The sequence below is a fragment of the Paenibacillus pseudetheri genome, from assembly GCF_924513355.1.
Taxonomy (GTDB): domain Bacteria; phylum Bacillota; class Bacilli; order Paenibacillales; family Paenibacillaceae; genus Paenibacillus_AQ; species Paenibacillus_AQ pseudetheri.
The window spans coordinates 217080-237729 of record NZ_CAKMAB010000004.1 but is presented as its reverse complement, the minus strand read 5'-3'; the positions used below and the strand labels follow the sequence as shown (position 1 = coordinate 237729).

Genomic DNA, 20650 nt, shown 5'->3' with positions numbered 1-20650 from the left:
GAAATTTATTTGCTTGTTAAACCTAAGCATAAGCTTATTCCTGCGTAACGAATCCATCGATGCCTATTAAACTCTCAGCTGAAGAACAATTTAAGATGGCTGGAGATGAGCCCGTTCGTTACGTTTTTGCTCATGAAGTGGCTTATGCTTACCAGCATCAAAAATGGGATATTAACAAGCTTGGATACTCTAAGTATGTTTCCTCTTCTGATCCAGCAGGTGACAAACGTGGTCTGGCATTTTATAAAAAAGAGCTAAAAACACGTAATAGCGCATCGGGATGGGCACCGATCAATTGGAGCAACGTCAAGTAGAACAAAACTACAGTCACGATCAAAACTTGAATCTCTTTAATTAGTCACAGGCAAAACGCAGGTGGTGTGTACGATGACGGAGCCTTTGATCTCTTTGGCATTCGATGGGGGATGACTTTACAAGACTTCGGCAGCGTCAGTCGTTTTCCTCGAACCAGCTAGCAATCCATTAGCATGTAATCCGCAGTGAATCCTGCACCCAAAGCCCGTTCCAGCAAGGCAACAACCGCATCGGGATTCCGAAAAAAGGCCTCCATTCGATGTTTGTACCCGCTGCTGCGTTTCGAAAGATTCGAAGTCATTTCGCACAACCGATTGGCCAGTTTGGCTGAAGACAGCATGACAAAGTCAAGCGAGCGAAGCTAAAACCGTCTGACCAACCTAGGGTTAGCATGGTATAACCTTTGATGAATTTGCCCGTGGAATGGTCAAAGACTCGTGCCAGTAACTCTGCTTTTTCGCTCCGGTCTCGGTTCAAAACGGAATCGTCGATGATGAACACACTCGCACACGCGTAGAAGAGATAAGCGATTCGAAACCCTGCACGATGCGAAGACTTAAGATCTGTAAAAAGCGCCGCCAAGCAAAAGAAGCTTGATTCAAAAATCGATAGATGACGTCTTTGCCGGGAAGATCTGTTCCACGGTTACTTTCCAAGAGCCGAAACCAGTTCTTTTCTTTGAAGACCAAAGAGAAAAGGATTTGGAAATGCCTGCGTGCCGTAAGACTTTACCGATGTGGAGAGTGGTAAAAAGTTTGGCAAAGCGAGACTGTTCAGACAGGGAGTGTTGTTGTAACATAGGGTTACGCACCTTTCTTGTTGGCATGGTTGGTCGCACTTCCATGATACCAAAAAAGTCAAGTGAGGTGTTTTTTGTCAATACGAGTAAATATATTGAATTCTTCTTACGCCCTCAGAGGCTTATGCCAATTTTCCAGGTGCGAAAGTTGAGTTAATAAGAGTAAGTTTATAGAATTCAGAACTAAACGACTCCGAAACATCTTCAATATTTAAGACACTTAGCTTAAAAATTCCAATTAATTTATGTATGTATGGATTTCAAAGTTTATTCTATTGAACTCAAACGGGAGATTTGAAGTGATGAAAGTTAACAATAAAGAGTTTTTAGATACCATACATAGTGATCTACTTGCCACCAAAGAACTTGTATATACCCCTTGCAAGTTTGATTGGTCTAAACCTATTCTTGAACCACAAAATGCTGACTATGGAGCTTATTTATTCAACTTAAATTCTCTTACCATTAGATTCCGTGTTGCAAAAATCACACCTACAAAGATCGGGCAGTTTGTCACGCTATGGGAGAGAATTGGAGATGGCCCCATCCAACCCTATGATATATCAGATCCTGCCGATCTCTTCGTTATAAGTACGCGCAAAGAGAATCACTTTGGTCAATTTATATTTCCTAAAGCTGTCCTAGGTAATCAAGATATATTATCCAATAAAGGTGAGGGTGGAAAAAGAGCAATCCGTGTGTACCCGCCATGGGATAATCCCACGAGTCGTCAGGCTCTAAAGACGCAAAAATGGCAGTTGGAATATTTCTTAGAAATACCAACAGATAAGCCATTAGACTTCCTTCGTTCTCAAATGCTTTATAATTTCCCGGTAAATAATACGGTCTGACCAATCTCCTCAACATGTTTCTTTTCCGCCCATAAAATAAAATAATTATACAAGGAATCTCCTATTTTCACCGCTTCTGGATATTTCATAATAATAGCGGCCTGATGATTCCATTCTCTTCCTGATCAGCAGAAGGCACAATCAATCGTGCTTTCTCTTCCGATTTTAGCCCCTCTAGTGTCAGTTCAATGATTTGTGGATCGGAGCCATAAGGCTTCAGTTGATGAAACGCATCCATGTTTGCTACTTCATCGATGGATAACCTCTCTCCAGAAATAGCGGATAATTGAAAAAATCCGTCGTTCCCCTGATACCTCTCCGCATATTCTGGATTCACTACCCATTTGAAGGGATACTTCAAACGGACCTTATACTCTTTTGAAGTATATGTTGACAACCCCGATGGCTTGAGCAGCATTCCGATTCCAGTACTTACTAATGCAATAACCGCAATAATCAGGATCCATAACCACCATCTTTTATACGTTGATGTATTCACATTATCCCCCTAAATCGATATTTGGTTGACATGCCCAGCATGAGGAAATAAGATATAACCAAACATATGAGCAATCATTCATATGTATTAGTGAGGAGGAAATTACAATGAGTAATCTAAAAAATATCCTATCCCTAATTCTTTTCTCCATATTCCTTATTTCTTACCTTTTGAAGCTCGTAATACTTTACAAGAAGAACCACATTAAAGGAAACGTATTAGCTAAAGGAAAAAAACGATCTATGATCCATTATACCGAGCTATTCGTTAAGACTACTACTTTTGTGTGGGGAGCAGCGTGGTTTACGGTTTCCTTAGCGGAGTCATACATAGTTACACTAGTAGGAGAACATTTTGATCATCCGGCGATTCACTTTATCGGTGTTGGTGTAGTAGCCCTCGGATGTTCCATTTTCATACAAGCAATGATTGCCATGCGCACTTCGTGGAGAGTTGGGATTGATAAGTCTACTGTAACAAAGCTTATCACGCACGGTATATATAAATATAGCAGAAACGCCGCATTTGTCGGTTTTGATCTCATGTTTCTGGGATTGTATCTTATGTATCCAAATCCATTAACACTTATTATCTTCATTCTTAACATTGTTGCCATTCATTTACTAATTCTTCAGGAAGAGCAACATTTAAAGTCCGTATTTGGAGATGAATATATTCAATATTGTAATAATACACCTAGATATATTTTATTTTGAACCCTTACTTACTGTAAATCCTATCCGTTCAAGCACGCTACAATTTACATTTTTTACAATATCCGAAAACATTCTCTTAATGTAATTACTATAGTATGAGGTTGTAAACATACATTAGGAGGGAAATTATGAAATCACCGAAAAAGTACGGCGTTAAGACGGCAATTGTAGCGACTGCAGCAACTGCTCTCTTCGTTTCCAGCGTAGTCACTACACAAGCACCAAATCAGGCCAATGCAGCTTCATCGAACACAAGAAATGTGATTCTGTTTGTCGGTGACGGAATGGGTACTGCCCAGCGCAATGCCATCCGCCTAGCTACAGTAGGTGAAAAAGGAAATCTAGCGATGGATTCTATGCCATATGCTGGACTAATTCATACAAGCTCCACTGTCCCTGTTACAGATTCAGCTGCTTCAGCCACGGCCTATGCCAGCGGAGTCAAGACTTATAATGGAGCCATCGGGATGGATGCAGATAAAAAGTCCGTCCAAACCATTATGGAGTATGCAAAATCAACAGGGAAATCTACAGGTGTTGTAACTACCAGTCAAATTACTGATGCTACAGGCGCTGCCTTCGGTGCTCATGTCGAAGATCGCTCCAAACAAAGTGACATCGCTCTGCAGCTCCTGACCAAGAGCAAAGTTGACGTTCTTCTCGGTGGAGGCGAAGATTTCTGGTATCCGGCAGGAAATCCAGGTAAGTTCGCAGATGAGCCAGCTGAAGATCCTTCAGAGAAGAGCAAAGGTACGCAAGGGAACCTTGTAGACAAAGCTAAACAGCTTGGATACTCTTACGTAACGAACAAAACAGATATGCAAAAGGCGAAAAGTGGCAAGCTTCTCGGGTTATTTGCAAATGAGGAAATGTTCCAGCAAGAACCAGAGGGTGAAGGAGATATCTACAACCCGGTTGTATCCCTGCCTGAAATGACGAAAAAAGCGATAGATACTCTTGCAGCAAATAAAAACGGATTTTTCCTGATGGTTGAAGAAGAGGGTACTGACGAATTCGCACACCAAAACAATGCCAAGATGACGATTAAAGCGGGGCAAGAGTTGGATAAGTCCGTACAGGTCGCCAGAGACTTTGCTAAAAAGAATCCCGATACCCTTGTCTTAGTTCTCGCCGACCATGAAACAGGTGGATTCTCTATTGAAGCCATAGACGCTGAAGATGAATCAGGTGACGGCATTTCCAAAGAGGATGGTCCGTTCTCCATCGCTAACTCCAAGCAAAATTTCGTTGTAGACTGGACGACTTCAGGTCATACAGCAGTGGATATTCCTATTACGGCCATGGGCAAAAACGCTCAGTTGTTTACTGGAGTATACGAAAATACCGAAGTATTAACTAAGATCGCGCAAGCCATGGGCATTAAAGTGAAATAATAAGATCCAACAGGTTAAAAGACTAGCCAGACTTTCTTGGTTAGTCTTTTTGATTTTTACTAAATTCGATAAAACGGGAGAAGGAAAATATATCCTAATATAGAATATCAACAAAGTACAGTTTCTTTTACATCCACAATTAGGAACTACAATCAGGAGGGAATTTAATGGGCAATTTTTTGGGCGGCTTATTGGGAAACTATTCAGAGGTAACTATTCCAGAATTAAAGAGTCAATACGGAGCTTATCTTATGCCTCAGGAAGAAATTCAAATGGGCTTTAAGTTGATCCGTGATGCATTCATTATTACAGATGATAGATTAATTCTTATTGATCACCAAGGGGCTACTGGGAAAAAGACCCGTGTAGCTTCGATCCATCTCAGCTCTATTTATGAGGTCACTATGGAGACGGGAGGTACCGGATTCGATGATTGTGAAGTCACCCTCCACTATATTACCTCGCCCTATCACAAATCCAACAACTTACAGATTGCATTCTATAAATTTGAATTCGGGAAAAAATTCAACGTTCAACCGTTGTATACTGCACTACTCAGTATTGCACATGACAATTATAAACGTATCAATTCCTAAGCTTAAGCTATTCTATATTCAATTAACCAAAAGAGAGACCCTAGGGTCTCTCTTTTGGTTAATTCATAATTCATCTCATTTACATTCAGAATCAAGACTTATCCGGATCATTTCTTATCTTACCTTAGGGATTTCATTTGCACTAAAAACCTTGTGATTTTCAGAACATGATATTCCAAACGGCACTTGGAAAGGTTTGTACATTAATTAACTAAATACATTTATTTCCAGTATCGATAGGTCAATAAAAGCAGCATATCGTTCAGCAGCTTTACACACAGCTTCTTCAGCATTTCCAAGCTCTCTAAAAGGATGAATGACTATCTCAATTCCTTTTTTCTTAATCGAACGTTTCCATGTACCTATAACTTGGCCACCTACGACAATCATAGGCAGGAAAACACCGTTGTTGCCAGGAACAATTAAAGGAGCCGTCTCAGGTTCAAGTACAGCACTCCGGTCTTTATAACCAAGAATGTACTCATCGAAACCCGGAAGTAAATAGATACCTGACTCTTCATCCGCTGGAACTACTCGATGGTTAGACATACAATACTCACTGCCATTTATATCTGTCGATTGAAGTTCTTTTTTCACAGATTCTAGCCCTCGTCTGGCATCTGTAAGGGTTATGCCTGCCCACCAAGCGAAGTCCTGAACGGTCGCCAATCCACGAGCTGTAAAATACCGCAATGCGAGTTCTTGCAACGATTGTTCGTAAGATAGCTCTCGGCAATCTGGCACCCATTCCTCTAACAATACAATCGTTTGCTGTTTACCATTCATCGGGCCAAAACAAATCAGTCCTTGATAGGCACTATTCCAGAGCATATGATAACCGCGTTGATTCCCCGTGTGGATGCCCTCCTCTTCTATTAGCTGAAGTAGGACCGAACGATCCATTTGCTTCCCGCCCTTTAAAGCATCCACTATAATTTCTCTACAGCGCTCCAGTGTTTGATCATCAAGTCCAAGCTCAGCCATTCGCCGCTTCGTTTGTGATGCTAAACGTGGTGCAGAGAGCTGTAGCATCCACTTCACATCTTCTGCCGGGACGAAATGAAGCGTACCTCGCAGCGTCCAAGTAAGAATAATCTTACGCTCAGCGATTACACGCTCTATATCAGCTAATTTCGTAGCAGGAGAACGTAGTCCGATGGCCCAAACCGCCTGCATATAGTCTTGCGCTTGCATAGCCCCCATTTTTTTCACGACCTGCTCTGGTGTGTGATGTAAAGAGCCTGAAATCATTTGATTATACAACCTGCTATTAGCAATAAGGGTATTAGTCACATTACTCCTCCTTTTCAGAAATGAATTCTTAAATTATACACTTCCAAAAATTCGATGAAATAGCTAAGTTCTTCATGCTCATGTCTATGTCGATATTACTATTGATTCTATTGAATTACGAGAATAAATTAGGATATGAACTCCGTTCCATTGCATAATGTGCAATAGAAAGTCATATACAGACCTCAAAAAAAGGTTTCTGTTGCACTTCGTACATTAGAATTTACTGAAAACCTTCAAAAAAGAGATTCAGCCTACATTTGATTGTAAAAAATGCAACAGAAATCAGATCCGCTTACTTTCAGATCTATTCTGTTGCACAAAATACAACGTAAGGGTTGAATTGCCCTTAATACTACACGAAAGAGGTGTTTTCTTTAACAAAGCCCTACTTTTTAAAAGAAAAACGCTTCTTCTTCCGCTTGCTTCACTTGCTGCATCGCATTCGTGGTGTTCACCAATTCATTAGCTAGTCTATTCAGTCTAAAAATAATATCATCATCCACAATTACTTTTCGGTCATATTGTTTCTCTTCAATAAAAACATACTTAGGAACCACCGCCGCTCTCATATAAGAGAGGATCGGTTTCAGTTGTTGTTCTGCCACTAAGTAATGTTTTGAAGAACCTGCAGTTACTACAATACCGATAACTTTATCCTTAAACCCATTAACCGGGAGTAAATCAAATAGATTCTTGAGTGTTCCTGGGATCGAAGCTTGAAAAACAGGGGTTCCGATGATATACGCGTCGGCCTCCATGATTTTCTCCAGAACGAATTTGGTATCACCTGTATAGTCCATGTAGCTTCGTCCATCACTAAACTCTAGCTTATAATCGCCTAGATCTATTAGTTCTACTTCGAAATCCGGATGCTTCTCTATAATATTATTAAGTACTTGCTGTACTGCGATTCTAGTCTTCGATCCAACAATAGACCCTGATATCCCAATGATCTTCATAATAACCCCTCCTTCTTATTTCTTAGCTGTAGCGCGTCTTACGGCTGGTGCTACTTCAGCTGCAAACAAGTCAATAATTTGCTCTACTTGAGCATAAGGTAAACCACCCACATCAATCTGAGCTAGAAAACGGTTATGGCTATACATCTCATGTTGATAGAGGATCTTCTCTACAATTTGTTGTGGGCTTCCTACGAGCAGCGCATTTCTCACACTCATTGCTTCAGCAAATTGTTCCTTCGGATAGTAAGACCCACGAAGCTCCTTCATCAAGTGATTGATATAAGGATAATAATCGCGGAATGCTTTTTGTGAGTCCGGATCGATATACATTAATGAAGTTGTGCTGACAGGAAGCTCCGCTGAATTAAATCCTGATTGCGCTGCAACCATACGATATGCGTCCACCGAACCCTTAAATGCAGATGACGGTCCACCAAGGGTCGTCAGCATCATCGGAATCCCCATTCTTCCCGCCTTAATTGCACTTGCTGGAGGTCCCCCAACCGCTCGCCAAATTGGCAACTTTCCATTTAAGGGCTTAGGGAAGATTTCCATATCATTTAATGCAGGGCGGGATTTACCCTCCCACGTAATACGATCGGACTCATTTATTTTCATGAGCAATTCAATTTTCTCTTCGAACAATTCTTCATAATCTCTTACGTCATAACCAAAAAGTTCATAGGCCCCGAGACGCGATCCACGTCCAGCAACAATCTCTGCTCTACCGCCTGATAACAAATCCAATGTTGCAAAGTCCTCATATACACGTACAGGATCTGCTGTACTTAGCACAGTTGCTGAACTGACAAGCTTTATACGTTCGGTTGCATTTGCAATGGCTCCAAGGACTACCGAGGCTGCTGAGGTAATGAATTTCGGTTGATGACTCTCGCCTACTCCAAATACATCTAATCCAGCATCCTCAGCTAATTTGGCAGCCGCTACGATCTCTTGAATCCGTTGTCGTTCACTAATTGCTTTTCCTGTTAAGGCGTCTGTGGTGTGATCACCTAACGTGTATAAACCTAGCTCCAACCCTTTTTTCTCATCGATTCTATATTGTTCCATCATGATTATGTCCTCTTTTCATAATTGTATTAGGTTTAGCGGATAGGATGAAGCTTCGATTCAATCTCTTCACGACGTTCTTCCAGAAATGAAGGTAAGGTCAAATTCTCTCCTAGCGCGTCAAAAGTTTCATCAATCTCAAATCCCGGGCCATCTGTAGCAATCTCAAAAAGAATATGGTTCGGATCCCGGAAATACAAGGAATGGAAGTAATAACGATCAATAACCCCTGTATTTTCAAAGCCTGCAGCAGTGATCTTGGCGGCCCATTCGGTTAATTCTTCGACATCCTTCACTCTTATAGCCACATGATGGATGCTCCCTTTACCTGGTCTCTCCCGATCTTTGTCATTTACTTCTTTGACCTGGAGCTCGGTGTATAAACCACCCTTCCCCGTTTCATATATATCTACCATCACTTTCGAATCCCCCATGGAGGGTACTGTCCGAACTTGTGTATAGCCTAAGATATCTTCCAAAACCGCCTTTGTGCGACTAGCCTCACGTACAGTCAATTCAACGGGTCCTAACCCAACGATGACATACTTTGGAGGGATGTCTTCTGTAATCCACGGTTCAACTAGCTCGATACCGTTATCTTTTTCAGCCGATACTAAATGGACCGTCAATTCATCTCTATCATAAAAAGTAAGCGACTTACGTTCCCCGATACTTACAATCGCTTCATGAGGAACTTCAAAAGAATCTAATCGACTAGCCCAATACGACAAGGCTTCATCGTTAGGAACAAGAAGGGAGAAAGAGCTAATACTGTTCGTCCCTTTACGGGTCTGACCTGCATTTGGCATTTCAAAGAAAGATACTTCGGTTCCAGGAGCACCATTACGATTTCCATAAAATAGATGGTACATGGATGGATCATCTTGATTGACCGTTTTCTTTACAAGTCTCAGTCCCAGTACCTCTGTATAAAACCATAAGTTTTGTTTAGCGTCCTTAGTAAGCATAGACACATGATGTTGTCCGTTTATGGGTTGATGTTTCATTTTAAAAACCTCCTAAATGAATTGTGTTGGATTTAAGTTTACTAGTATACTGATGAGAAAAAAAGTAAGCTTTATTATCAATAAAGCTTGTCGTTACTACTGAACACCTCGTGGGAGTCGATTCACATCTTGACTATGCCGATGAATCTTCTTAAGCATGTTGTAGAACACTTTCTTCTCCTCGTCCGTCAATGGATCGAATAACGAGGCTTGGAAATCCGATTGCAAGGGCAGTACCTTTTCAATAAGTGTTTGGCCCTTTTCCGTTAAAGTAATGTACTTCACTTTCCAATCCTGTTTGCGTTCAATCCATCCTTCTTTCTCTAATCTGCCAAGCATATGGGATACCCCACCTTTAGTAATGGTTAGATGCTCGGCAATTTCCATCTGTGTTACAGGCTGATGTAATAATATTTGTACCAAGGTATCGAATTGATTAACTGTTAAGTTAAATTGCTTCAAGAATTCATTGGAAAGATCGTTACTATTCTCATATACCCTAACCAGCCGCAACCAGATCAATAAGCTTAATTGGTTATCTTCAGTGAATCCATTGTTTCTCATTTGGTCACGTCCATCGTTTGTTTATTTTATGTGTTATTTGATTTGTTAATATGAGTATACTAGTAAACTGAAGAGGAGTCAAGCTCAGTAGAAATCCTATACGCTTGCCAAATACCACTTCGGAATATAGGTATTATAATAATCCGTCCAATGAAGGAATAGCTTCTTGCGCATCCTCCCCATCAATCCAGTCAATAAGGAAATATACAGTCTGACCTGCATTGCACACTCCAAACTGAAGGGGTCTCGACATTAAAATATCTTTATCCTCCAATAGCAGGATAGCTTCGTATTCCCGTTTTTTCTGATCATATTGAGAGATATCCGACGTTCTCAGCAACAGTTCGCTACCGCCAATGGTCTTTATGTAGTTTTTCTTATCCTTTGATCAACCCTTATGAACGGATTCAAATACCACCCATGTAGAAGCATTCGGGATGTCACTATAGAATGAAATCAATTCACAACCTCCTTTTAATCAAACTGCTTCACAAAATAGAAAAATTTTCTTATTTATTTCTTAGAAGATTATTTTATTCAATTGATGTTGGAACAACAATAGTGTATGATGCATAGTATAGATCGAATACTGTATGACACATAGTAATTATAAGCGGCTTCGACGTCCTCTCAAGGACAGCAAGCGTTTAAACCAAAAATATAAGAACAATTTATAAGAGATTATAAATCCTTATATTTTAAATAATGAGGTGGGTGAATGAGTACTTTATTAAATTCTTTAATCACAGAGCTTAGAAGAGGTACGTTAACGCTAGCCGTTTTAAGTCAATTACGAACACCCCAGTATGGATATTCGCTCGTTCAATTGTTGGAGGAATCCAGCATCACCATCGATCAAAGCACCCTATATCCATTACTTCGCCGATTAGAGAAACAGGAATTAGTAACGAGCAGCTGGGACACATCCGAGAGCAGACCCCGTAAGTATTATGTTCTAAGTGACTATGGCGTAGAAATTTTTTTACAGCTAAAGGAAGAATGGCTTAAGAATTCGAAAGAACTCTACGGCCTATTACAAGGGGAGGATGACCATGAAGCTGATTGAGATTTACATTCATGAAGTGACTCGGAGGTTACCAGAACAAAATCGGGAAGACATCGCTTTAGAATTACGATCAACCATCGAGGATATGTTACCGGATGATTATGACGAAAAAGAGGTAAAAGCCGTCCTTACAAAATTGGGCAATCCCGCTATTTTAGCAAGTGAGTATCGCGATCAGCCCATGTATCTCATCGGCCCACGCTATTTCGATTTATATGTTACGTTATTAAAAATGATTATACCGATCGCTGTAGTTGTTTCTTTAATCGCTCTGGTTGCTGATCACTTAATTGGATATAGCGGCGATAAAACAGTTGCGGATATTGTTACTACAGTTATAAGTACAGGAATTGGAACCTTCCTTGAAGTAGGAATCCAAGTCTTTTTTTGGATAACTGTTGTGTTCGCTATTATCGAACGTGGGGATAAAGGAAAGGAAGGTCATCCACTTACTACAAAATTAAGGAAATGGACTCCTGATGATTTGAAGGATATCGCGCTTGTCCATAAGAAAAAAGCAATTACAAGCTTCGAAGTGTTCGGAAGTTTACTGTGGACTGCCATTTGGGCTACTGTTTATTTTAATGCTGAACACCTGATTAGAGTCTATAGAGGGGGAGAAGGCGCACATAACTTCGTAGCCCCAGTTTTTAATCAGCATGTGTTACTTGATTATTGGCCTATTATTTTTATTGTGATCGGATTAGAAGTCGCATTAACTATATATAAATTAATCAAGAGACAATGGACTAGAGAATTAGCATTATGTAATACGGGCCTCGAGCTTTTAGTGCTTATTGTATTCGCTATTATCCTAATAAATCCAAATGTATTTAACCAAGAATTCATTAACTACATGTCTAATTTATTAACCACTACAATTAATCAATTTGAAACGGGGTTAGTTGGTGGCGGAATTGCCTTATTGATTATTGTTGCGGCTATCAATATATACGAAGGCTTCCGCAAGGCCAGAATTTAATATTTTCAGTAAAAATGAAACAGATCCTAAGGTCAAGGGCCCTAGGATCTGTTCTCGTGAGAGATCATATAAATTAATAACAATTATGCAAAAAGCTCCAGCTCAATAACCGTATCTATCTCGTCGGGAAGCTTAGCCCCTTTTAATGTAATAAACGCTCCACCGTCAACATCCGAATATTCCTCAGCCATCCACGGCACCTCCACCTTTAGCTCAGTGCCATCACGTAGTAATCTAGCTTTTTTAATCTTCCCTTTCAAGCCTTGGAAATAGATCGGGCCAATTCCACGGTCGTAGACGTGCGCATACAACTTGTTACCCTTTTGCGTATAACGTCCCCACTCTGGCTTAGGCAGCGAAGACTTCCCGCATCCATAAATACTATCGCCATTAAGGCGCATCCACTCCCCAACTTCGTCAAGGATAACCAAAGATTCCCTTGTCATTTCACCTTTAGCATCCGGTCCAACATTAAGGAGGAGGTTGCCATTCTTGCTGATACATTCGACCATTGAGCGAATGACCTGCTGCGTTGATTTATAATTTTTATCTTCGGAATGGTAACCCCAGTTATCGTTAAGCGTAATGCATGCTTCCCATGGTATGGATTGACCATTCACGTCAACAATGCCACCGGGAGGAATGATCTGCTCTGGAGAAAAGAAATCTCCAGCATATTCTTCTAGCTCGGCCGCGCGGATATTCCCACCCAAACGATTGTCGATAATAATATCCGGCTGGATAGAGCGAATCATACGGATTAGCTCCGTTGCTTTCCATTTTTCTCCGGTCATATTGTCGTAAGAGAAGTCAAACCACATGATGTCGATTTTGCCGTAATTCGTCAATAGTTCCTTCACTTGTCCATGCATATACTCCAAGTATCGATCAAAATCAATTGGCTTGTCTTTAGCCGCTTCATTGTCCCGATCCGGATGAGCTTTATCACCATATCCAGGGTAATCATCATGATGCCAATCAATAATAGAGTAATACAGACCTACAGCAATACCTTCCGCCCGGAAAGCGTCTACATATTCTCGAACGAGATCACGTCCAGCAGGCGTGTTAGTCGCTTTAAAATCTGTTAGCTTGCTATCAAACAAGCAGAATCCGTCGTGGTGCTTGGTCGTAAGAACCGCATACTTCTGGCCCGCTGCCTTTGCTGCGCTAGCCCACTTCTTCGGGTCATATCGAGATGCGTCAAATTCATCGAAATACGTCATATATTGCTCTCTACTCATTCGCTCGTTCCCACGTATCCACTCACCTCGTGCTGGAATGGAATATAATCCCCAATGAATGAACATACCGAATCTATCCTGCAAGAACCATCTCGTTCTTTCTTCTCTTGTACCCATCTCTTCAGCTCCTCCGTTTTCGATAGCTTTGATAAATAGTGCAGATAGTCTAAACGGTATGAAATAATGCCGCAGCGCCTATAAGACCTACATCATCCTTCAGACCTGCTGATTCAATAGTATAAGTTCCTTTATACGGCTTCATGACAAGTTCCTCTGTTTTCTCTCTCAGCGCCGGAAACAGTAGTTCACCAGCTTTGCTTACGCCTCCACCAATGACAATACGATCAGGATTAAACGTATGTACTGCGTTAGCTAATCCAATCGCCATATAATGAATCGTCCGCTCAATCACCTCGACAGCCACCGGATCTTTTAGTGCCATCGCTTCGAAGACGTGTCGAGAATTAATCTTTTCACCACTTCTACTAGCCAGCTCTGTAATCATCGACGTTCTGCTCTCCATACTCCGCAATGCCATGTCCCGAATCGCTGTACCCGAAGCAAATACTTCCCAGCATCCATATCTTCCACAGCTGCATTCCGTTCCGTTCGGGTCAATAATATTATGACCGAGTTCTCCTGCAAATGAGTTCGTGCCGAGCAGTAGCTCACCATCCATGACAATTCCAGCTCCAATTCCTGTGCTGAAGGTAACATACACCATGTTGTTCGAGCCTTTGCCAGCTCCTCTTACATACTCGCCCCAAGCCGCAGCGTTCGCATCGTTTACCACTTTCACTTCTATGCCAAGTTCTGACTCCATCCAATGTTTCAGTGGAACATTATCCCATTCAGGAAGATTGGTACCGTGAATTACGATTCCATCCTGGCTATTCACAGCTCCAGGAGAAGCCAGTCCGACCCCAATCAGCGGTCGCTCTTCGGATACAGAGCGGATCATTCCAATCATTCGCTGCACCACCTCTTCAGCGGTGCGCGCGCCAGCTGTCTCCATTAATTCCCGATTCAACACGATACCCTTTGAATCGAATAATGCTGCGGCAATTTTTGTTCCGCCTAAATCAATTCCCACTACATAGCTCTCAGCCTTATGCATAACCATTCACCTTTTCACTATCTATTATTAGCCGTTCGAATGAATATTCTTAGCTAACGCCCGCAGGGCTACTGGATCGATTGGCGACAAAGCGTCTTCGCCATGACGTACAGCCGATCCAAAATGTACTTCTGTGACTCCGGTCTGTTGAATAAACGATGTAATACCTTCTGGCTTCAAACCACTTCCAGCCAATATACTTATCGAACTACCTCTTGATTCCTCTACTAGCCTACGCATAGCGGGAATGGCTTCAGGTGCCGGACCTGGTCCAGCCGAGGTAAGTATACGAGTGATTTGCGGGTAATTACAAAGCGTCCGATAACCTGCAATTTGGCCCTCCAGCTCGTCAAAAGCACGATGGAAGGTTACTTGTAAGCCATCTGTCAACGGCAATAATATTTCAAGCGCATGCTCATCGATCTTTTTTTCCGGTGTTAATGCGCCAAGAACGACTCCCGAAGCACCACTGGCTGCAATCTGCCTGATCTCTGCAGCCATGGTCAAAATATCATCCTTGGAATAGTTGAATGATCGACTGTGCGGACGGACCATAACAAAGACAGGAATGCTAACCGATTTGGCTACCTGCTCCACCAACCCTATTCCTGGTGTTAATCCGCCTTCCGTAATGGCAGTAATGAGCTCAAGACGATCTGCGCCATTCGCCTCAGCCGTCAGAGCATCATCCATACATGTAGCGATGATTTCCAATCTCATAACTTTCACCCACTCTTCCAGTTGTTAATGATGCACTTGCTTCATGACATAATCGGCGAGCAGGCGTGCACCATATCCCGTCGCTCCAGCTTCTGAGTACCCTACATCCTGTTTGTACTGTACCGTCCCAGCCATATCAATATGAACCCAGCTCATCGATTCTGCTACAAAACGCCGAATAAATAAGGCTGCTGTAATCGCACCTGCAAAGGGGGAAGTACTAACATTGCGGAGATCAGCGTAATTACTCCGAAGATCTGCTTCATATTCATCCATTAACGGCATGGGCCACAGTCGTTCTCCATTGCGCTCACCGATCTCAACTAGGCTCTGCGTTATATCTGCATCGCCCCATATGCCCGCGATGCCTAATCCGAGCGCCGCACCGACATTTCCAGTTAGGGTAGCGATATCAATAGCTTGGTTTGCTCCGATATTCGCGGCATGAATAAGCGCATCCGCTATGATAAGTCGACCCTCGCCATCCGTATTCGCAACCTGAACGGTTAGCCCGTTAGGGTAACGGATAACAGACGAAGGTAACATTGCCTCAGCATCTGGCACATTATCAACGACTGGAATAAGTGCGGTCACATTTACATTGGCACGCTTCCGTATCAAAATATCCATAGCCCCAATTACAGCAGCCGCACCACCCATATCCATGCGTGCATCGCTGATATCGCTAGCCGTCTTCACATTCATGCCACCTAAGTCAAAGGTTACACCTTTACCTACCAGTGCTAACATCGGTAATTCAGGGTTACTCTTGTAACGAATTTCAACTAGGGCTGGAGCGTGCTTACTTCCTGCTCCAACTGCGAGCAACCCATTCATCTGAAGTTCCACAAGCTCCTGTCCTTGATAGATATGGACTTTCAAAGCAGCATCATCACGGTCGAAAAATTCTGCCATCCATTCCGCAAAACGATCAGGGTTCAGTGTCCCAGGTACCTCATTCACAAGATCGCGAGCAACTACGGCTCCTTCAGCGCGTATCTGTGCAGAAACCCGTACAGCTTCCAATTCAATCGATGACAGCTCAGGCCAATCTATCGATTGAAGCTGTAAATCAACAGAGCCTTCCACCTTGGTAGTTCCCCGATAAGTTTGGAAACGGTACAAGCCGAGAATCCAGCCTTCCATCCAAGCTTGTAATTCATCAGCAGCAGAAATATCCCTATTCCTATTTATAGCCTCGGATGCTAAGCGAACAAGTGAAGCACTACTGCGTCCTTCCTTCAGAATTGCACGAGCAGAAGCTCCACCCGCTCGGCGAATCCTCTCAAGCGTAATATCCTTGTGCTTTCCCATTCCTACCGCTAACACATCAGACTCTTCCTCAGTGCGAGCATGTAACCAAGTCACACGGCTGCACTGTTTGTGGGGTGCTCCCAGCTTAAAAGGAAAAGACTCCTCGTCATAAGCTAAATAGACAATAGTATCCGCCACATTAGCGGAATCGAATAAGATATTCATCGCTGACCCTTCTTTTCCGTAAAGTTATCTCACAATTTCAGTTACCGCTCTAATTTCAGCATTCTTCATCAAATAAATGACATGCAACCTCATGACCTGGTTCGACTTCTCGGAATATCGGTACATGCTGCTTACAGATTTCCATACAGGACGGACATCTTGTATGAAAACGGCATCCCGACGGTGGATCAACCGGACTTGGAAGATCTCCCTTTAGAATAATGCGCTCCTTCTTTAAGGTAGGATCGGGTACAGGTACAGAAGATAACAGTGCTTGTGTGTATGGATGCATTGGACGATCATACAAGGTATCCTTATCCGCCGTCTCTACCAGGGAACCAAGATACATAACTCCGATTCGATCACTAATATGCTCAACAACACTCAGATCATGTGAAATGAATAAGTACGTCAGGCCATACTCTTCCTGCAGATCCTGCAACAGATTTAGCACCTGTGACTGAATCGAAACATCCAGTGCTGACACAGGCTCATCTGCCACGATTAAGCTTGGGCGAACAGACAAGGCTCGGGCGATCCCAATCCGTTGTCGCTGTCCACCGCTGAACTCAAAAGCATAGCGCTCGGCGTGGATACTATTCAAACCCACTGTCTCTAGTAACTCACATGCTAGTTTATCCCGTTCTTTGGACGAGAGCTTTGTATGAATGAGCAGAGGTTCAGCCACAAGATCCTTCACCTTCATCCGTGGATTAAGCGAAGCATAGGGGTCTTGGAACACCATCTGCATATCTTTACGAATAGGCCGCATTTGATTGTCTGAGATATGGCTAATATTTTGACCCTTAAACCATACTGTACCGTCATTCGGCTCCAGCAAGCGAGTCACTAATCTACCCGTAGTAGATTTACCACAGCCACTTTCACCCACAAGGCTGAACGTTTCTCCTTTACGTATAGCGAATGAGATCCCATCAACTGCGTGCAAATATCTAGTAGTTCCGAAAAAGCCCTTCTTCACCGAAAAAAATTTCTTCAGACTTTTAACTTCAATGAGTGGAGTCTCCTTCACAAACGTTCCCCTCCTTCCGTGTTCTCCTGCTGTGTAAGCCAACAACGACTCTTTCGCTCTAGTCCCTCAATCGGGAGTAACTCTGGCTCCTGCGAGAGACAACGCTCTGTGACATAATCGCAGCGTGGCGCAAACTTACAACCTGCTGGCATTTGTGAAAGGTCAGGTACATTCCCTTTAATGGAATCCAAGCGACGTACGTTTTGACGCAGCTTTGGAACGGATTGAATTAATCCCTTCGTATATGGATGCTGTGGTTTTGCAAATAGGTCATGAACGGAAGCTTCCTCCACTACACGACCAGCATACATAACGACGACACGGTCGCATAGTTCAGCTACTACACCAAGATCATGGGTAATGAGTAGCATTCCCATATCCTGTTCTTCTTTCAGGTGCTTCATTAGATCAAGGATTTGAGCTTGAATCGTTACATCAAGCGCCGTTGTTGGTTCATCTGCAATCAGCAGTTTCGGGTGGCAAGACATCGCCATCGCAATCATTACACGCTGCCTCATACCGCCAGAAAGCTGATGCGGATATTCATCCACCAAGTCTTCCGCACGTGGTATACCCACTAACCGCAACATATGAATGGCATGTTCACGAGCCTTCTTCCGGCCATAACCCAAATGCAACATGATCGGCTCCATCAATTGCAAACCAATCTTCAGCACAGGATTCAGCGAAGTCATCGGCTCCTGGAAAATCATCGCCATTTCATTTCCCCGTATCTGGCGCATCTCTTTGTCCGTAACCTTTGTCAGATCCGTTCCTTCAAACCGAACAGAACCACCAGAAATTCTGCCAGGCGTATCCTTAAGGAGCCGCATAATCGACAGTGAGGTAACACTTTTGCCACAGCCGGATTCTCCAACTAGACCCAGCACTTCACCTTTCTTAATCACAAAGTCAACACCTGCAACTGCCGTTATACTTCCATCACCGCGTTTGAACTCCGTTTTCAGCCCTTGTACTTCCAGCAAATTTTGAGTCATGTCTTGTCCCTCCTTAGTTTTTCATTTTGGGATCAAGAGCATCGCGCAGTCCGTCCCCGACCAGGTTAAATGCAAGTACTGTCAAAAATATAGCTAAACCCGGAAAATAAACGATATGTGGAGCAATACTTAAATAATCGCGCCCCATGCTTAACATTGCCCCCCAATCGGGCTCCGTTGGCTTTGCACCCATTCCAAGAAAGCTCAATGACGCAGCGGCTAAGATTGCCCCGCCAATTTTCATGGATAGATTAACGATGATACTAGGGACCGTCTCAGGAAAAATATGTCGCCAAATGATTCGGCGATTCTTTGCACCCATGGAACGGGCAGCTTCAACAAACAACGTTTCCTTCGCAGACAATGTTACGCTCCGAATAATGCGGGCGAACGAGGGTGTACCGAAGACTGCAACTGCAATCACAACGTTGGATAAACCAGGCCCGAGTATAGCGACGATCCCAATGGCAAGCAGTAAATCAGGGAATGAGAACAATACATCACTGCCACGCATAATAATCCGATCCAGCCAACCGCCATAGTATCCACTGATAAGACCAAGGATGGTTCCAAGTACACCTGCAATCAATACGGAACTCAGACTGACCGCCAGAGTCAACCTTGTACCATCAATTAAGCGGCTTAGAATATCACGGCCGTATTCATCCGTTCCCGCCCAATGCTTGGCAGATGGGCCCTGCATTAGCGCATCATAGTTCGGTTCATCAGGATTATAAGGGGTCAGAAATGGCCCGAAAATGGCAATTAAAAAAAGCAATATGATAAAAAATGCAGCCACAAGGGGCATCTTTTGTTTGCTGAACTTGCGAAAAAAAACACCCGCACGGCCTTTTGTTTTCTCCGGGGCTATTACCTCTCCGGGTATAGGAGAATTAGTTCCCATTACCGCCGAATTGTCCCTCATGATATCCCTCCTAATCCTATATTCACCCTATAGAAAACTATCGTAATTCTGCCTCCCAGTTACTCTAGCTTACTGAGAAAACCTGATTTTCGGATTGAGTACGCCGTACAATAAATCTACAATTAAATTGATAAGGATAAATTGTGTTGAAAACAACAGCAGCAAAGCTTGAATAACTGTATAATCCCGGAACAAAATGGAATCCACCAGCAGTCTACCAAGACCAGGAATACTGAAAACCGTCTCAACCATTACCGATCCACCAAGCAAGAATCCAAATTGAAGTCCAGCTACAGTAACGACCTGTATAAGCGAATTGCGCAGCGCATGCCTGCTAATAACAACATACTCGCGTAAGCCTTTCGCACGTCCAGTACGGATATAATCCTCCCGTAACGTTTCTAGCATCGATGACCGTGAGTAACGAGCCAGCATCGACATAATTCCCATTCCAAGTGTAATGGAAGGAAGAATATACGACTTCCAGGAATCTACACCACCGGTCGGAAACCAGCCAAGCTCTACCGAGAAAATTTGAATGAGTACCAAACCTAACCAGAATCCAGGAATCGACATCCCCGAAATGGCTGTCAATGTGCCTAAGTGATCAGGCCATCTATTACGATAAACCGCTGAAATAACACCAATTAGAAGACCAATGACAAGCGCCCAAGCCATGCTGAGAAACGTTAACCACAAGGTAGGCATTATTCTACTTTCTAGCATATCGGTTACTGGAATCCCTGATCGAATCGAATTGCCCAGATTACCACTTAGTAGATCGCTCATGTAGTTTATGTATTGGTTCCACAGCGGCAGATTGAGACCTAGTTGCTCTTGAATGCCATGAATCTCTTCAAGCGTGGCGTCTTTACCCGCAATAAGCCGGGCCGGATCGCCCGGAATTAAGTGAATAAACAAAAAGACTAGTACCGATACAATGAATAGCAACGGAATAACCCCGAGGAGTCTTTGTAAAGCATATCTACCCAACTCATAAGCCCCCTTCAGTATCG

22 protein-coding genes and 1 pseudogene are annotated in these 20650 nt (G+C 42.9%); 7 read left to right on the top strand and 16 right to left on the bottom strand.

The window, feature by feature from the left end; translation table 11 throughout:
• The first annotated feature begins 59 nt into the window (after window positions 1–59).
• A complete protein-coding gene (locus tag L1028_RS05535) occupies window positions 60–314 on the top strand; it encodes a hypothetical protein (protein WP_234532184.1) in 255 nt (84 codons plus the stop codon).
• Window positions 315–478: 164 nt separating this feature from the next.
• On the opposite strand, the pseudogene L1028_RS05530 reads toward L1028_RS05535, so the two are convergent.
• Window positions 479–1114, bottom strand: a pseudogene (locus L1028_RS05530) (transposase); the annotation flags it as partial.
• 302 nt (window positions 1115–1416) lie between these two features.
• Between L1028_RS05530 and L1028_RS05525 the strand changes: the two are divergent.
• On the top strand, window positions 1417–1965 hold the full coding sequence (locus L1028_RS05525; protein ID WP_234532182.1) for a MepB family protein: 549 nt from the start codon (window positions 1417–1419) through the stop codon (window positions 1963–1965).
• Between the two features lie 85 nt (window positions 1966–2050).
• Here the strand turns inward: L1028_RS05525 and L1028_RS05520 are convergent, their stop codons facing one another.
• Window positions 2051–2464, bottom strand: a complete 414-nt coding sequence (locus L1028_RS05520; protein WP_234532180.1) for a hypothetical protein — start codon at window positions 2462–2464, stop codon at window positions 2051–2053.
• A gap of 107 nt (window positions 2465–2571) precedes the next feature.
• Here L1028_RS05520 and L1028_RS05515 point away from each other — a divergent pair, with 107 nt between their 5' ends.
• The 3 genes from L1028_RS05515 (at window position 2572) to L1028_RS05505 (ending at window position 5170) form a co-directional block, all read left to right on the top strand.
• Entirely contained in the window at window positions 2572–3180 is a 609-nt protein-coding gene (locus L1028_RS05515; RefSeq protein WP_234532179.1) for a methyltransferase family protein, read from the top strand.
• A gap of 128 nt (window positions 3181–3308) precedes the next feature.
• Window positions 3309–4574, top strand: a complete 1266-nt coding sequence (locus L1028_RS05510; protein WP_234532178.1) for an alkaline phosphatase — start codon at window positions 3309–3311, stop codon at window positions 4572–4574.
• Window positions 4575–4741: 167 nt separating this feature from the next.
• Window positions 4742–5170, top strand: coding sequence for a PH domain-containing protein (locus L1028_RS05505; RefSeq protein ID WP_234532177.1), 429 nt, complete (start codon window positions 4742–4744; stop codon window positions 5168–5170).
• A gap of 207 nt (window positions 5171–5377) precedes the next feature.
• On the opposite strand, the gene L1028_RS05500 is transcribed toward L1028_RS05505, so the two are convergent.
• From L1028_RS05500 to L1028_RS05475, 6 genes are all read right to left on the bottom strand, one after another.
• The gene (locus L1028_RS05500; RefSeq protein WP_234532176.1) at window positions 5378–6463 is read right to left on the bottom strand and encodes a winged helix DNA-binding domain-containing protein; all 1086 of its coding nucleotides are present in this window, start codon (window positions 6461–6463) and stop codon (window positions 5378–5380) included.
• Between the two features lie 395 nt (window positions 6464–6858).
• A complete protein-coding gene (locus L1028_RS05495; RefSeq protein WP_234532175.1) occupies window positions 6859–7425 on the bottom strand; it encodes an NADPH-dependent FMN reductase in 567 nt (188 codons plus the stop codon).
• A gap of 15 nt (window positions 7426–7440) precedes the next feature.
• The gene (locus L1028_RS05490; RefSeq protein WP_234532174.1) at window positions 7441–8502 is read right to left on the bottom strand and encodes an LLM class flavin-dependent oxidoreductase; all 1062 of its coding nucleotides are present in this window, start codon (window positions 8500–8502) and stop codon (window positions 7441–7443) included.
• A gap of 32 nt (window positions 8503–8534) precedes the next feature.
• Complete coding sequence (locus L1028_RS05485; protein WP_234532173.1) at window positions 8535–9506, bottom strand: ring-cleaving dioxygenase; 972 nt, start codon at window positions 9504–9506, stop codon at window positions 8535–8537.
• A 96-nt stretch (window positions 9507–9602) separates the two neighbouring features.
• Entirely contained in the window at window positions 9603–10070 is a 468-nt protein-coding gene (locus tag L1028_RS05480; RefSeq protein ID WP_234532172.1) for a MarR family winged helix-turn-helix transcriptional regulator, read from the bottom strand.
• Between the two features lie 133 nt (window positions 10071–10203).
• On the bottom strand, window positions 10204–10410 hold the full coding sequence (locus tag L1028_RS05475) for a hypothetical protein (protein ID WP_234532171.1): 207 nt from the start codon (window positions 10408–10410) through the stop codon (window positions 10204–10206).
• A gap of 378 nt (window positions 10411–10788) precedes the next feature.
• Between L1028_RS05475 and L1028_RS05470 the strand changes: the two genes are divergently transcribed.
• Window positions 10789–11136 (top strand): PadR family transcriptional regulator, encoded by a 348-nt coding sequence (locus L1028_RS05470; protein WP_234532169.1) that lies wholly within the window; start codon window positions 10789–10791, stop codon window positions 11134–11136.
• On the top strand, window positions 11123–12118 hold the full coding sequence (locus tag L1028_RS05465) for an HAAS signaling domain-containing protein (RefSeq protein ID WP_234532168.1): 996 nt from the start codon (window positions 11123–11125) through the stop codon (window positions 12116–12118). The genes L1028_RS05470 and L1028_RS05465 overlap by 14 nt, the downstream gene beginning before the upstream one ends.
• A gap of 83 nt (window positions 12119–12201) precedes the next feature.
• On the opposite strand, the gene L1028_RS05460 is transcribed toward L1028_RS05465, so the two are convergent.
• From L1028_RS05460 to L1028_RS05425, 8 genes are all read right to left on the bottom strand, one after another.
• Window positions 12202–13479: an alpha-L-fucosidase gene (locus tag L1028_RS05460; RefSeq protein WP_234532167.1), complete on the bottom strand. Its 1278-nt coding sequence runs from the start codon at window positions 13477–13479 to the stop codon at window positions 12202–12204.
• Between the two features lie 49 nt (window positions 13480–13528).
• Window positions 13529–14479 (bottom strand): ROK family protein, encoded by a 951-nt coding sequence (locus tag L1028_RS05455; protein ID WP_234532166.1) that lies wholly within the window; start codon window positions 14477–14479, stop codon window positions 13529–13531.
• A gap of 27 nt (window positions 14480–14506) precedes the next feature.
• Complete coding sequence (locus L1028_RS05450; protein WP_234532247.1) at window positions 14507–15199, bottom strand: copper homeostasis protein CutC; 693 nt, start codon at window positions 15197–15199, stop codon at window positions 14507–14509.
• Between the two features lie 24 nt (window positions 15200–15223).
• On the bottom strand, window positions 15224–16678 hold the full coding sequence (locus L1028_RS05445) for a leucyl aminopeptidase family protein (RefSeq protein ID WP_234532165.1): 1455 nt from the start codon (window positions 16676–16678) through the stop codon (window positions 15224–15226).
• A 55-nt stretch (window positions 16679–16733) separates the two neighbouring features.
• Window positions 16734–17711: an ABC transporter ATP-binding protein gene (locus tag L1028_RS05440; RefSeq protein WP_279306833.1), complete on the bottom strand. Its 978-nt coding sequence runs from the start codon at window positions 17709–17711 to the stop codon at window positions 16734–16736.
• Window positions 17708–18709: an ABC transporter ATP-binding protein gene (locus L1028_RS05435; RefSeq protein ID WP_234532164.1), complete on the bottom strand. Its 1002-nt coding sequence runs from the start codon at window positions 18707–18709 to the stop codon at window positions 17708–17710. The genes L1028_RS05440 and L1028_RS05435 overlap by 4 nt, the downstream gene beginning before the upstream one ends.
• A gap of 13 nt (window positions 18710–18722) precedes the next feature.
• Window positions 18723–19634, bottom strand: coding sequence for an ABC transporter permease (locus L1028_RS05430; RefSeq protein WP_234532163.1), 912 nt, complete (start codon window positions 19632–19634; stop codon window positions 18723–18725).
• Window positions 19635–19703: 69 nt separating this feature from the next.
• Window positions 19704–20627, bottom strand: a complete 924-nt coding sequence (locus tag L1028_RS05425; RefSeq protein ID WP_042189920.1) for an ABC transporter permease subunit — start codon at window positions 20625–20627, stop codon at window positions 19704–19706.
• Between the last annotated feature and the right edge of the window lie 23 nt (window positions 20628–20650).

Excerpts from the sequence above, each read along its gene's own strand:
- L1028_RS05485 (WP_234532173.1), bottom strand. The coding sequence starts at position 9,506 with ATGAAACATCAACCCATAAACGGACAACATCATGTGTCTATGCTTACT.
- L1028_RS05430 (WP_234532163.1), bottom strand. The coding sequence starts at position 19,634 with ATGAGGGACAATTCGGCGGTAATGGGAACTAATTCTCCTATACCCGGA.
- L1028_RS05535 (WP_234532184.1), top strand. The coding sequence starts at position 60 with ATGCCTATTAAACTCTCAGCTGAAGAACAATTTAAGATGGCTGGAGAT.
- L1028_RS05495 (WP_234532175.1), bottom strand. The coding sequence starts at position 7,425 with ATGAAGATCATTGGGATATCAGGGTCTATTGTTGGATCGAAGACTAGA.
- L1028_RS05480 (WP_234532172.1), bottom strand. The coding sequence starts at position 10,070 with ATGAGAAACAATGGATTCACTGAAGATAACCAATTAAGCTTATTGATC.
- L1028_RS05450 (WP_234532247.1), bottom strand. The coding sequence starts at position 15,199 with ATGAGATTGGAAATCATCGCTACATGTATGGATGATGCTCTGACGGCT.
- L1028_RS05490 (WP_234532174.1), bottom strand. The coding sequence starts at position 8,502 with ATGATGGAACAATATAGAATCGATGAGAAAAAAGGGTTGGAGCTAGGT.
- L1028_RS05445 (WP_234532165.1), bottom strand. The coding sequence starts at position 16,678 with ATGAATATCTTATTCGATTCCGCTAATGTGGCGGATACTATTGTCTAT.
- L1028_RS05465 (WP_234532168.1), top strand. The coding sequence starts at position 11,123 with ATGAAGCTGATTGAGATTTACATTCATGAAGTGACTCGGAGGTTACCA.
- L1028_RS05470 (WP_234532169.1), top strand. The coding sequence starts at position 10,789 with ATGAGTACTTTATTAAATTCTTTAATCACAGAGCTTAGAAGAGGTACG.
- L1028_RS05525 (WP_234532182.1), top strand. The coding sequence starts at position 1,417 with ATGAAAGTTAACAATAAAGAGTTTTTAGATACCATACATAGTGATCTA.
- L1028_RS05435 (WP_234532164.1), bottom strand. The coding sequence starts at position 18,709 with ATGACTCAAAATTTGCTGGAAGTACAAGGGCTGAAAACGGAGTTCAAA.
- L1028_RS05460 (WP_234532167.1), bottom strand. The coding sequence starts at position 13,479 with ATGGGTACAAGAGAAGAAAGAACGAGATGGTTCTTGCAGGATAGATTC.
- L1028_RS05510 (WP_234532178.1), top strand. The coding sequence starts at position 3,309 with ATGAAATCACCGAAAAAGTACGGCGTTAAGACGGCAATTGTAGCGACT.
- L1028_RS05505 (WP_234532177.1), top strand. The coding sequence starts at position 4,742 with ATGGGCAATTTTTTGGGCGGCTTATTGGGAAACTATTCAGAGGTAACT.
- L1028_RS05515 (WP_234532179.1), top strand. The coding sequence starts at position 2,572 with ATGAGTAATCTAAAAAATATCCTATCCCTAATTCTTTTCTCCATATTC.
- L1028_RS05455 (WP_234532166.1), bottom strand. The coding sequence starts at position 14,479 with ATGCATAAGGCTGAGAGCTATGTAGTGGGAATTGATTTAGGCGGAACA.